Here is a 12284-nt window from a genome sequence, read left to right as displayed (position 1 = left end):
AGCCCCTTTTTAAATCGATCTGCTTCCCTTTAACTTTTCACTGTTAATAAAACGGATATTCCAGAAGAATCTTGAACATACCAAACTTTACTTTGTTGAACAACAGCAATCCCGGCTTCACGTAAGCGTGTAAGGGTTACTTCAAGCGCTGCTTGATCGGAGAAGACGAGTGAGTAATAATCAAGTCCTGTAGCGTTAGACGGCGCCTCTGGAAGATTTGTACCCGCCCAAGTATTCATTCCAATATGGTGGTGGTATCCACCAGCAGAAATAAACAATGCACGACTGCCATAATTCGTAATCACATCAAACCCCATCACATCGCAATAGAACTGCTTTGCCTGCTCAATATTAGCCACTTGTAAGTGCATGTGTCCGATCTTCGTGCCAATTGGAAGTCCAGTCCAAGGTGTATCTCCCGCTTCTTCTATCAATCCTTCCCAATCAATCGGATCAGTAGTCATCTGTATAGAACCCCGTGAATCACGCTTCCATTCATCACGAGGACGATCCCAATAAATTTCGATTCCGTTGTTATCTGGATCACTCAAATATAACGCTTCACTCACTAAATGATCAGCCTGACCCAGTGCAATACGTTTCTCAAGCATATGACGTAGCGCGATGCCAAGCATATTTCTCTCAGGTAATAAAATAGCAAAATGGAACAACCCTGTCGTTGGTCGAGGTTCAGGCATGATTAACGCATCAGGAACCTCTTCTAAAATTAATAATGGATGAACACCATCCGCGGCTGTAAGCGAAGCGACAAGACCTTCCTGCTCTTTTACTTGAAAACCAATCACTTCCCGATAAAAGGCTATAGAATTCTCTAAATTGCTTACTTTTAAACGTACATATCCGATCTCTGTACCTGGATGAATTTGATGATCACTCATGAATGTTTATCCCCCTTGGTTTAATAACATCATTATATCAAATTACTTTTAGTAAGTAAATATACTTTTATATTATTATTTTGTGCAAAAAAACCCTCCCTATGCATGCATGCCATAAGGAGGGTTTATAATGCCGCTTCTAGCAGCAAATGAATTTAATTAAATTTTGAATCCGCTACACGATCATTCAAGAAAGCAAAGTCCTTATCTTGTAAAGGCTCAACTTTTCCTTTTTGGTAACCGCTGCCTTTTGTAGAGAAGAAATCGTGTGTACTTGTCTCCGTACGAATACCGTTCAAGACAACTGGATTTACTTCTTCTTCTGGGTAATAGGGCTCTAAACCTAGGTTCATCAGCGCCTTATTGGCATTGTAACGAATGTATTGCTTCACTTCATGTGTAAGTCCAATCGCATCATATAGCTTTTCTGTGTACTCCAATTCATTCGTATACAGATCTTCTAACAACTCATAGACGAATTTCGTTGCGATTGCTTGCTCATTTGCATCCAATTGATTAAATTCTTCCTGCGCAAGTAGGCCGACAAACACACCGTGAACACTCTCATCCCGAATGATCAGCTTAATAATCTCGCCGCTTGCCACCATCTTGCCTTGACCCGCAAGGAACAAGGGATAGAAGAAGCCGGAGTAGAATAAAAAGCTCTCTAGGAATACAGATGCTACCATCGCTTTGTACAAGCTTAATTTATTTCCCACTTGAATGTTCTTATATAGCTCATCAATAATTGCTGTCTTGTGCTGCAATTGTTTGTTGTCTTTGACCCATTCAAACGTGTCATTGATCATTTCTGTACTTGCAACTGTTGTGAAAATCGTACTATAACTCTTCGCATGAATTTCTTCCATCGCGGCTTGGAAAATCAGAATCGCTTTCTTTTGCTTCTCTTCCACGTGCTGTGCGATCATGGGCATACCCACGTTACCTTGCTCGGTATCTAGCAAAGTCAATCCACCCAGTACACGCATATAGGCTAACTTTTCATCTTCATTCATCTTGGACCACGATTTCAAATCTTTAGAAATTGGAATCTCCGTATCCAACCAAAATTGCGAAGTGTTCTGAGTCCACAAAAGTTCGATATAATCCGTTGCTGGCGCATTCCAATTGACTGCTTCAAATTTGCTCATCGATTCGCTCCCCTTAAATGACACAACTTACACACTCTTCAATTGTTTTCTTCTTCGTGCGTGTATAATAAAGGGTTTTTAGCCCTTTCTTTTGTGCATAGATATAGTATTTCGCTAAATCTCTCGTCGTTAGATCGTCTTTGACATAGAGGATCGTCGAGATCGCTTGGTCAATATGAACTTGAACCTCAGCCACTAAATCAATGAGGTTGAACATATCCATCTCATAGGCTTCTTTGTAGTAGAAGTAGTTCTCTTCACTCAAGAAAGGCATTGGATAAATTGTTCTGGAATCCCCATATTCACGCTCTTCGATCTTCTGTGTAATCGGAGCAATCGAGGCAGTCGAAGATTGCAAGTATGAGATCGAACCTGTAGGCGCGATAGCTAGACGGTAAGCATGATATACCCCGTGCTCAGCCACTTGCTCTTTAAGGCGAATCCAATCTGCTGTTGATGGAATTTCATGACCTTCAAACAGTGCTTGAACTTTCTCTGTAACGGGTGAGAAGTCAGTTTCGATATAACGGTCAAAGTAATTACCGCTTGCGTACTCACTCTTTTCAAAGTCCTTGAATGTCTCTTGTTTTTCTTTAGCAAGCAACATGGAGCGTTCCAAAGAATAGAAATTTAACATCATAAAGAATGTACGAACAAAGTCTTTCGCTTCTCTGGATTCATACGCAATTTTGTTATTGGCTAAGTAACCATGCAAGTTCATCGCGCCAAGACCTACGGAGTGCAATTCACGATTTGCTTTAGCAACAGATGGGATAATCGCAATATTCGTGCGGTCACTTACTTCTGTCAATGCATCCATCGAATAATGAACCGTTTCCCGCATACGCTTGTTGTTCATTACATTCACGATATTTAGGGAGCCCAGGTTACAAGAAATATCACGGTTAATAATATCTTCTTGATCGTAATCGTTGATTGTAGAAACTTCACTTAGCTGTGCAATTTCACTGCATAAGTTCGAGAATTTCACGCGGCCGATTTCTTTCAGCGCATGATATTCATTCGCGTTATCGACGAACATGATATAGGGGTAACCAGATTCCATCTGCGTTTGTGCAATCTTCGTAACGAGCTCGCGAGCCACGATTTTTTTCTTACGCACATTTGGATTATTAACCAGTTCATCATACATTTCCGTGATATCCATATCATCGAGATGAATACCATATTCCTTATACACGGTAAGTGGGTAGAATAAGTACATATCTTTATCTTTTTCCACAAGTTCGAAAAATTTATTAGGTGCAACAACGCCGAGGGACAACGTTTTGATCCGTGTTTTTTCATCGGCATTGATTTTTTTCGTATCCAAGAATGGTTCAATGTCTGCATGGAAAATGTTCAAGTATACAACACCGCTGCCATCACGTTGGCCAAGCTGATTCGCATAGGAGAATGCATCTTCAAACAGTTTCATAACCGGCAATACACCACTTGCTTTACCATCAAGACCTTTAATTTGCTCATCCGATGCGCGAATTTTACTTAAGTTCAGACTCACACCGCCACCGATCTTACTAAGCTGCAAAGCAGAGTTGATTGCAAACCCGATGGAGTTCATCGAATCATTAATTTCAAGCAAGAAACAGCTTACCAGCTCACCACGACGTTTCTTACCCGCATTCAAAAATGTAGGTGTTGCCGGCTGGTATTCTTGCGAAATTAGCAAGTCTGCATAATGCATCACTTTCTCTATATCGCCGTGTCCTAAGAACAAGGATACAACCGCGATGCGATCTTCATAACGTTCAAGGAATTTTGTATCGTCATTCGTTTTCATCGCATAGTTGTTATAGAACTTAAATGCGCTCATGAACGAAGGGAATCTAAATTTCTTGCTATATACAAATTCATAAACTTTTTTTATATCTTGAAAGTTGTAACGGTCAAAAAGAGCCTTTTCGTAATACTCGTGCTCAATAAGGTAATCAATCTTCTCTTCGAGATTATGGAAAAAGACCGTATTCTGATTCACATAGTCGACAAAGTAGCTTCTTGCTGCTTCACGATCTTTCTCGAACTGAAACTTACCCTCTTTCTGCACCATAATTTCGTTATTAAGCTGAATCCACTTCGGTATTTGCATGGACAATTTGATTTACCTCCCATTTGAATCTTTCAACATCTTTGTTCGTACCACTAAGCTCAAATTTCATTAAAAGCGGTACGTCGAACTTCTCTGAGATATGATCAGCTGCAAGTCCATACCTTGATCCCCAATTCATGTTGCCGCTGGTTGCCACTCCTCTGAGCAAATGCCCTTTTGCAGCTAAAAAATCCATTGTTGACTTCGGAGCTTGCCCAAATCCAGTTGTATAGGTCACGAGGATGAATGGCTCCTCAATATCTAGTTCCGGTGAAACTTGTACACTTTCTATATCAAGTTTATTGACAAAACGCTTCACATTACCTGTCTTTGAATCGTATGCAATAAGCATTTGATACCTCCTACTTGTCCATCTTGGCACAAAAAAACTCATCCCGGAAAGATGAGATAAGATGACAACACAATAAACCCCAGCATGCAGTATATGCACAAGCTGCGAAGTGTCGCATAGGCTTCCCATCCCTACCAGAATCCCTTATAAAGTCGATTTTCGACACCTGCTGCTCTAGGCGATGCTATAGTCACTGTTTCTATATCTAGTATGTTTTATGTAAATACAATCATAAACATCACACTATATAGTAGCATAAGCATTTTCGTTATAAAAATCAAGTTGTTTTTTATAACGATTCTTCATTGCAAAATCACAACGTTCTTGTCAATATCTATCCCATATTGTAACACAAAAAACGCACCGTTGTTTAGTTAACAATTTAGTATGATAGAATAGAAGAATGTGAAAATAACGTTTTTGGGGAGTGAAAAAGATGAAAACCGAGAAGCAAAAAATGATCGATGGGGAGCTCTACCTTGCCGCAGATCCTGTGCTGGTAGAGGAAAGAAGCCACGCGAGAATGTTGACTCGATTATATAATCAAACGACTGAAATTGATGGTGACGAACGTGAAAGATTGCTAAAAAAATTATTTGGTTCGACAGGTAAAAACTTGTACATTGAGCCAACGTTTAAAGTTGATTATGGCTATAACATCCAAATCGGGGAAAATTTTTATGCCAATTTTGACTGTGTCATTTTAGATGTATGCCCGGTCATATTTGGAGATAATTGTTTCCTAGCTCCAGGTGTACATATTTACACAGCAACCCATCCATTAGATCCAATCGAACGTTGTAGTGGCGCGGAGTATGGGAAGCCAGTTAAAATTGGACACAATGTATGGCTTGGGGGCAGATCGGTTATTAACCCAGGGGTCACAATCGGAGATAACGTAGTCGTTGCATCAGGTGCTGTCGTAACAAAAGATGTTCCGAGTAACGTTGTTGTTGGCGGCAATCCCGCAAGAGTGATTAAAGAAATCCCACAAAGTTCATCCCACAAAGCACAATAATTTAAAGGAGTCCTTTACTTAAAAAGGACTCTTTTCCTTCATCTATAATTTCTCGCAAAAAGACCGTCGCATTATTTAGCGACGGTTTCCTGTATCAATCAGCTTTTTTAATATTTATTATTTATTAATAACGATCATTTGTTTCTTCTTCTTTTCCTCTGGGGGAATATCTGTGACGAATTGTCTGATGTGCTTTCTTCTACATTCCAAATCCAGCTGTATATTAGATCCAACCTGGAATGCGGAGGCAGCCGCTATCGCTATTACTTTAATTCGATTGACCTTGATCCTTGAACACTCATTATTCACAACCATACAGACATCCCCATATTGATCCACCTGAGGGATATTCCGGGAAAACACGCTATAATCTGCATATTCACCTTCATCTTCAAAAAATACGGCCACCTCACGCTGCAAAGCTAAATCTTGTGAGTATGCCCGAATATAACCTGAATCCCCACAAATAAAAGTACATCCTCCTGAAATATTTTCGATAAGAATGCAATTCACACAAGACACTCGTTCCACGAAGCTTCCTCCTCACCGAGTATGAGCCAACGGGACAAGTGGACCTACCAATACGGATTCTGGCGGCGTATCAAAAGCGGATGAACAATTAATGACCTTGGAATCCCCTACTAAAAATACAGAGGAACTAGCCACAGCCAGAACGCGAATATGTCCCACACAGATCTCTTTATTCACTACTGTCAAATTCATGATCATCACTCTTCTTTTCGAAATAATTGATTGATGTGCTGCTTGATTGCCATGTTAATATCTTGCTTCATTTGCTCGACCACCGAAATCCTCAGATTATGCCTATCATTTGAATCCATATCATTGCGTTTGGGGCCCATGTAAAACCGTATCCGTTCATCAATTTGCTTCCGAATGTCTTCAATCATGACTTCTGTATAATGATTTCCCAATACAATTTGATAGTTATTTTTTAACAATTCAAGCTCACGGGGCACTTCTTCGGTGAGATGACGAGTTACCTCCTCATGAATTTGTATAAATAGCTCCGAACGACTATCATCATTTTTTAATTGTTCCATCGATTGTCCATTCACTGTAAAATCTTCGATGGATTTCCCAACATTCGGGGTTAATCCGATATTTAAGGTCCCATCCAACTTCTCTATTTTCAATTGATCAAATTTATATTCAATCCGATCAATTTTCGTTTCACTGCGCTCTTTAATCGCATTAACATCTATCTGCAGTTGTTTCATCATTTGTTCCAGCTCAAGGAGCTTATCGGTCTGCCAATTCAGATAGTTGATGACTTGTTGGTAAAAAAGCGACTGCATCGCATTCCCTCCCCTTCTCATTCTATGCATGGGGTGAGACGCTCATACGTCATTGTCACATTTCTACTTCACACGAGGCAAGGGAACTAACGGTGCACCAGGAGACTCCTGTTGCTGAAACTGCGGTGCAGGCCCTGTAAACCCACCTGTATTATATAAATTAGATAGGGCGCGAATCTCACCTGCAGTACCAATTTGAAAAACAGACGAGTTCGTAACGGCTTCAATTCGGAGTTGATGAATCGTAATGCATTGATGTACGGTCAAGTTCATATTATTCACACGACCCTTACATTTGGACTATCGATAAGATCCGGATCATTCGTGTTGGTGCTGCTTGCTTGGTTATTTATAATAGAGGTGCCGGCGAATGTGTCGCCCGTTGTGAATGAGTTGGCTCCTGCATACGTCTTGGAAGAGCTGCTAAGTATGACCGCAGCCGTATCACCGATTAGGACATTGGAACTGGGGCCGACACTGACGATCTTTACATTCCCTACAATTGAAGGCATCGGTCCTCCTCCCATCTAAACGTACTCCCTATCCATCATTGTATGTAAATATTCGCCTATATGTCACTTTCTGTTTGATTCATCCATATAATAAATTAAAGAGTCAGGAGGATTACATGATGAGTCCAAACACGAAAAATGCGAATTGGTTTTCAGATGATCCTTTTTTCAACAATAAACTTCCATTAAAAGGACTGGGAGACAACTTAAATCTAGATCCCTCTTTTGTCGAAAAATATGTAAAAGATGTTTTAAAACAAGCATCCGTCAACAGCATGCATGTAGGTAAATCTCACCTCCCTTATGAATTATTTGAAATGCACAACGCTGTGATCGCCAAAATACAAATTCCCAAAGACATCAAAATTGAAAATTTATCCATATCGATCAACACTTCACAAATTAAGATTGAAGGCTTACCAACCGAACAACGAATTCTTCTTAACATCCCTGTCGTTCCGTCCAAAAGTAGTGCAACATTCAAACAAGACTTTCTCCAAATTAAAATGCCGAAGCTGTCAAAAGGTAATTTTGTTGAAGTCCCGATCCGATACTTATAAGCTGTTCATCCTTCGAGAATACAAAAAAAGCTGCCGTGTTTAGCGGCAGCTTTTCCTTTGTCTTGAATATCGGTTACTGAAATAAACTCAAGTATCCCTCATAACCCTCTTTTTCCAAATCTGCTTTGGGAATGAATCGAAGCGCGGCAGAATTAATACAATAGCGCAAACCACCCTGATCAACAGGGCCATCTTCAAATACGTGACCTAAATGGGAATCTGCTTCCCGACTTCGCACTTCAGTACGCACCATGAAGTGGCTGTAATCCTCTTTTTCCTGCACATTGCCTCCAACTAAAGGTTTCGTAAAACTCGGCCAACCACAGCCTGAATCGAATTTATCTAACGAACTAAATAATGGCTCGCCTGACACGATATCAACGTAAATACCTTCTTGCTTGTGATCCCAGAATTCATTACGAAATGGCGGTTCTGTGCCATTATTCTGCGTCACTTCAAATTGAATCGGTGTTAGCTTCTGCTGCAGGAGTTTCTTGTCTTCTTGTGTATGCCAATGCTGGGCAATAAAAGCATCACGGCCCGAGCCTTTTCTGTACATTTTATAACGAAATGGATTCTTGTTATGATAATCTTGATGATATTCCTCCGCGGTATAGAACGTGCTCGCAGGTTCAATCGGAGTTACGATTGGCGATTGAAACCGTCCACTTTCTTCAAGTGCTTGCTTCGACGCTTCGGCAGCTATGCGTTGATCTTCTGTGTAGTAGAAAATCGCTGTGCGATAAGAGGACCCGCGATCATGGAACTGACCACCGGCATCTGTTGGATCAATTTGTTTCCAGAAAATCGACAGAAGCTTCTCATAAGGAAAGATAGACGGATCAAATGTAATATGTACAGCTTCGGTATGTCCCGTAGTATGTGAGCATACTTCCTCATATGTCGGGTTCTCAGTATGTCCCCCAATATAACCTGATACCACCTTAATAATTCCTGGCATATCTTCAAACGGCGTCACCATACACCAAAAACATCCACCTGCAAAACAAGCTTGCTCATATTGATTGATGGTCTTGTTATTCTCACTCATATGTTTGCACCCTCACTCGATTATTTTTTATTATCATAGCAGAGCAAAGTGGAAATTTCCAAAAGATGATCAATTTCCTCTTGACCCTCACATTGGTGTCACCGTTTATAATAACGACATTACCCATTCACAATCACTTGAAAGGAGGTTCTTCTACTTTGAAAATAGGTGAACTCGCTCAGCGTACAGGTGTTAGCATCCGTTCGATTCGTTACTACGAGCAGCAAGGCTTACTCTCCCCAATCCGTCAAGAAAATGGGTACCGTGAGTTTTCCTCGCTTGCTGAGGAACAAGTACGTACGATTCAACTCTATCTCAGTCTAGGGCTGACTACCGAGCAGATCGCATATTTTTTACACTGTGTGATGAAGAACAAAGAGGCTTTTTGCCAAGAAGTCTTACCCATGTATGAACAAAAGCTTACTGAGATCAACAATCAAATTCAAAGTCTACAAAATATCAAATCCAATTTAGAAGAACGCATCCAATCGATACTTGAGGAGGAAATACAATGAAAGTTCGTCAAGTTACAAATGATACTTTTAAAGAATCCATTCGCAAAACAGGGATTACGTTAGTTGACTTTAGCGCACCATGGTGTCCACCATGTAAGGTGCTGCTCCCCATCCTAGAGGAATTAGGTCAAGAAAATAGGACGAACGTCTCTATTCTAAAAGTAAACTGTGATGACCAACCTGAACTTGCTAGTGAATACCAAGTCATGTCCATGCCAACCGTTATTGTATTCCAAAATGGAGTACCTGTAGAAAAGCTCGTTGGATTACGACCTAAAAGTGTGTATCAATCCTTGATCATGCAATATAGTTAAGCTTAAATAGGAACAAGCCATGTGTGTATTTACTTCCAAATGGAACACATTTACAATAAAGAGGATACAAGAATGAATTTCATGGAGGTTTTCACACATGGCAAAAAGTGAAGCACGTAAAATGAGAGAAAAAGAAACCCGTCGCAAAGGATACGACCCCTATGCCTTACAACGCAGAGGTCAAGAGATTGCAATCGATATGACTACGAGAACGACCAAGACGAAAGAACAATTGATGAGGCAGCAAAAACACAAAAAGCTCGATCTATCCGGAGATTACGGAATGGATCGAGCTTTTCATTTTCCTATATCCTGCATACGGCGAATTATTTAGCTGTTTGCGTTTGCGTTTGCTTTTTCTCTTTTTTTTCTAACAAGTCTTTGAATGGATCTCTCCAAAGCCCTTGACGATCTATCTTTTCAAATTCAGCTTGATTAGATGCCATCATTTTCTCCATTACATACAATTCGCTGAACATCATATTCTCTCACACTCCGTTTTCATATGAATTCTTTCTATAAATCAAATTTACCATGCTTCCAATAGGTTAAAAATGGTATAATTTTGTTGAATGTTTCATCTTTTCAAGGTGGTGAGTTTCACTGTGCAGTTATTAATTTATTATCAGCAAATCGTATCAAAGATTGGACCGCAGGGAGAAAACGCAGATATTCCCATCACACTCGAAGAGTTGTCTGAACTTTTATTCTCTTCACTCCGAAACATTAGATTGATTATTAAGAAAATGGAGGGTGAGGGTTGGATCAAGTGGACACCTGGGCGCGGACGAGGAAACCATTCCAAAATCCGCTTACTCCTACCTGCTAAAGAGCTAATTGTACGTGAGATGGAGCCTCATCTAGCACGTGGAAACTTGAAAGAAGTCATGGAGCTCATGCGACTGCCAGAGATTGATGAGTCGGTGAAAGCTTATTTTTCAGAATGGGTTGCAGACAACTTCGGGTTTAAAGAGGTATTAGAGAATGAAAAGAAGCTCGATGTGCTCCGATTCCCCATTTTCCGACACTTCACTACACTTGACCCCATTGATGTTCTCTACACGATTGATCATCATATGGTTCACCAAATTTTTGATACTCTTGTCTGTTACGACGCTGAGAACAGCAGGGTCATTCCACATCTTGCACTGCACTGGGAAGCAAATCCGGATTCCACACAGTGGACTTTTTATCTGCGAAAAGGAGTACGATTCCATCATGGAAGTGAATTACAAGCTAGAGATGTAGCGTTTACACTTACACGTCTTAAGCATCGTACTGATTCCACACCTAATGGATGGATCGCAGCACAAATTCAAGAGATTCGAATATTGGGTACACATGTGGTTCAATTTCAATTAAAAACGACAAATCACATGTTCCATCGATACATGGCTGCACTTGCAACATCCATCATTTGTGAAGACTTATATAATGGCGATCTGGATGTATCTATCCGTGTTCCGATCGGGACAGGACCTTATCGGGTCAATCATTTCGATGCATATAACTGTAAATTGGAGGCATTCGCAGACTATTTTCTCGGACGTGCGCAATTGGATCAGATCGACATCTGGCATCTGCCTGAGAAGTCTCTATACCCCGCAGAGCAGCGCAAGGAGATGCATGTGCTCGTCAGTCATCACAATCCGATTGCCCTCCCTACCTCACAATGGAAGGCAGAGACGAGGCTTGAAACAGGCTGCAATATCATCTCATTTAATATGAACAAACAAGGTCCACACCTAAACTCTAAATTTCGCAAAGCTATACATCACCTGATTAATCGAAAAGGCATGGCTGAGCATGTTTATAACTCGCTCGCAATACCCGCTTCAGGATTCGTTGCAGCGGAAACGAGCTCACTCTGTATAGAAGAGGAAGATTACGATCCAGAAGCAGCAAGAACACTTCTGAAGAGCATCGCTTATGCAAGTGAGCCGCTCGTAATGTGTGTGACTTCATGGCATGAGCCTGCAGGAAGGTGGGTCCAGCAGCAATGTGCTCACTTTGGGATCCCACTTGAGATTAAAGTGCTATCAACCGCTGAAATGTCAAAACCCGATCGTTTACTGGAAGCAGACTGTGTTCTACTTGGGATCACATCATTTGATGATATTGACATCGCCTTACTTGACACCTATCTCTCTCCGTTCTCGGTCAATTACGTCCATCTTACGGAAGCGACAAGAGCTCAAATTCAACGTCAAATCACTGATATGCAGCAAGAACCTCTCCATAATGGGCATATTAAGCGGATCAACGAACTGGAATCTATCATTAAGCACAGCTACCAGACATTATTCTTACTCCATAGAACCCAACAGACGATCTTCAAATCATCCATTCGCGGCATCGCCCTGAATTCTCTCGGTTGGATTGACTTTAAGCAATTGTGGTTCCAGCCAACGTTTAAGACAGGCGAAGTGTACCGTGTGATGAATTAAATAAATAGGATCCATAAAAAAAACGATTTGTACCGTCTA

Annotated in this window: 17 protein-coding genes; 6 read left to right on the top strand and 11 right to left on the bottom strand. The window is 40.8% G+C overall.

From position 1 onward, the window contains the following. Positions 1-29: 29 nt before the first annotated feature. The 4 genes from ACSBOP_RS09750 to nrdI form a co-directional block, all read right to left on the bottom strand. Positions 30-899, bottom strand: coding sequence for a VOC family protein (locus tag ACSBOP_RS09750; protein WP_442604214.1), 870 nt, complete (start codon positions 897-899; stop codon positions 30-32). Positions 900-1054: 155 nt separating this feature from the next. After that, positions 1055-2050 (bottom strand): class 1b ribonucleoside-diphosphate reductase subunit beta, encoded by a 996-nt coding sequence (gene nrdF, locus ACSBOP_RS09745; RefSeq protein ID WP_442604213.1) that lies wholly within the window; start codon positions 2048-2050, stop codon positions 1055-1057. Between the two features lie 13 nt (positions 2051-2063). Beyond that, positions 2064-4157 (bottom strand): class 1b ribonucleoside-diphosphate reductase subunit alpha, encoded by a 2094-nt coding sequence (gene nrdE, locus ACSBOP_RS09740; protein WP_442604433.1) that lies wholly within the window; start codon positions 4155-4157, stop codon positions 2064-2066. Continuing rightward, positions 4129-4509, bottom strand: a complete 381-nt coding sequence (gene nrdI, locus ACSBOP_RS09735; protein WP_442604212.1) for a class Ib ribonucleoside-diphosphate reductase assembly flavoprotein NrdI — start codon at positions 4507-4509, stop codon at positions 4129-4131. Before nrdI ends, nrdE begins: the two co-directional genes overlap by 29 nt. A gap of 436 nt (positions 4510-4945) precedes the next feature. Here nrdI and ACSBOP_RS09730 point away from each other — a divergent pair, with 436 nt between their 5' ends. Continuing rightward, complete coding sequence (locus ACSBOP_RS09730; RefSeq protein WP_442604211.1) at positions 4946-5527, top strand: maltose acetyltransferase domain-containing protein; 582 nt, start codon at positions 4946-4948, stop codon at positions 5525-5527. A 117-nt stretch (positions 5528-5644) separates the two neighbouring features. Here ACSBOP_RS09730 and ACSBOP_RS09725 read toward each other — a convergent pair whose 3' ends face one another. From ACSBOP_RS09725 to ACSBOP_RS09705, 5 genes are all read right to left on the bottom strand, one after another. Next, a complete protein-coding gene (locus tag ACSBOP_RS09725; protein ID WP_442604210.1) occupies positions 5645-6058 on the bottom strand; it encodes a spore germination protein GerPE in 414 nt (137 codons plus the stop codon). 12 nt (positions 6059-6070) lie between these two features. Beyond that, positions 6071-6250, bottom strand: coding sequence for a spore gernimation protein GerPD (locus tag ACSBOP_RS09720; RefSeq protein ID WP_442604209.1), 180 nt, complete (start codon positions 6248-6250; stop codon positions 6071-6073). A gap of 5 nt (positions 6251-6255) precedes the next feature. Continuing rightward, positions 6256-6846, bottom strand: a complete 591-nt coding sequence (gene gerPC, locus ACSBOP_RS09715; RefSeq protein WP_442604208.1) for a spore germination protein GerPC — start codon at positions 6844-6846, stop codon at positions 6256-6258. Positions 6847-6909: 63 nt separating this feature from the next. Next, positions 6910-7119 carry a spore germination protein GerPB gene (locus tag ACSBOP_RS09710; RefSeq protein WP_442604207.1) on the bottom strand — a complete coding sequence of 70 codons (210 nt, stop codon included), beginning with the start codon at positions 7117-7119 and terminating at the stop codon, positions 6910-6912. 5 nt (positions 7120-7124) lie between these two features. Then, positions 7125-7358, bottom strand: a complete 234-nt coding sequence (locus ACSBOP_RS09705; RefSeq protein WP_442604206.1) for a spore germination protein — start codon at positions 7356-7358, stop codon at positions 7125-7127. A gap of 116 nt (positions 7359-7474) precedes the next feature. Here ACSBOP_RS09705 and ACSBOP_RS09700 point away from each other — a divergent pair, with 116 nt between their 5' ends. Continuing rightward, positions 7475-7918 (top strand): Hsp20/alpha crystallin family protein, encoded by a 444-nt coding sequence (locus tag ACSBOP_RS09700; RefSeq protein ID WP_442604205.1) that lies wholly within the window; start codon positions 7475-7477, stop codon positions 7916-7918. A gap of 73 nt (positions 7919-7991) precedes the next feature. Here the strand turns inward: ACSBOP_RS09700 and msrB are convergent, their stop codons facing one another. Beyond that, entirely contained in the window at positions 7992-8969 is a 978-nt protein-coding gene (gene msrB / locus ACSBOP_RS09695) for a peptide-methionine (R)-S-oxide reductase MsrB (RefSeq protein ID WP_442604204.1), read from the bottom strand. A 158-nt stretch (positions 8970-9127) separates the two neighbouring features. Here msrB and ACSBOP_RS09690 point away from each other — a divergent pair, with 158 nt between their 5' ends. The 3 genes from ACSBOP_RS09690 (at position 9128) to ACSBOP_RS09680 (ending at position 10132) form a co-directional block, all read left to right on the top strand. Continuing rightward, entirely contained in the window at positions 9128-9484 is a 357-nt protein-coding gene (locus tag ACSBOP_RS09690; RefSeq protein ID WP_442604203.1) for a MerR family transcriptional regulator, read from the top strand. Continuing rightward, positions 9481-9798 (top strand): thioredoxin, encoded by a 318-nt coding sequence (gene trxA / locus ACSBOP_RS09685; protein ID WP_442604202.1) that lies wholly within the window; start codon positions 9481-9483, stop codon positions 9796-9798. The genes ACSBOP_RS09690 and trxA overlap by 4 nt, the downstream gene beginning before the upstream one ends. A gap of 97 nt (positions 9799-9895) precedes the next feature. Then, positions 9896-10132 (top strand): hypothetical protein, encoded by a 237-nt coding sequence (locus ACSBOP_RS09680; protein WP_442604201.1) that lies wholly within the window; start codon positions 9896-9898, stop codon positions 10130-10132. Here the strand turns inward: ACSBOP_RS09680 and ACSBOP_RS09675 are convergent. Next, entirely contained in the window at positions 10125-10280 is a 156-nt protein-coding gene (locus ACSBOP_RS09675; RefSeq protein WP_442604200.1) for a hypothetical protein, read from the bottom strand. The genes ACSBOP_RS09680 and ACSBOP_RS09675 overlap by 8 nt on opposite strands. Before the next feature lie 123 nt (positions 10281-10403). Here ACSBOP_RS09675 and ACSBOP_RS09670 point away from each other — a divergent pair, with 123 nt between their 5' ends. Then, positions 10404-12245: an ABC transporter substrate-binding protein gene (locus tag ACSBOP_RS09670; protein ID WP_442604199.1), complete on the top strand. Its 1842-nt coding sequence runs from the start codon at positions 10404-10406 to the stop codon at positions 12243-12245. The last annotated feature ends 39 nt before the right edge of the window (positions 12246-12284 follow it).

Source organism: Paenibacillus sp. KN14-4R (assembly GCF_052180255.1).
In the GTDB taxonomy this organism is placed as follows: Bacteria; Bacillota; Bacilli; order Paenibacillales; family NBRC-103111; genus Paenibacillus_AM.
This window is presented reverse-complemented; position numbering and strand designations above follow the sequence as displayed.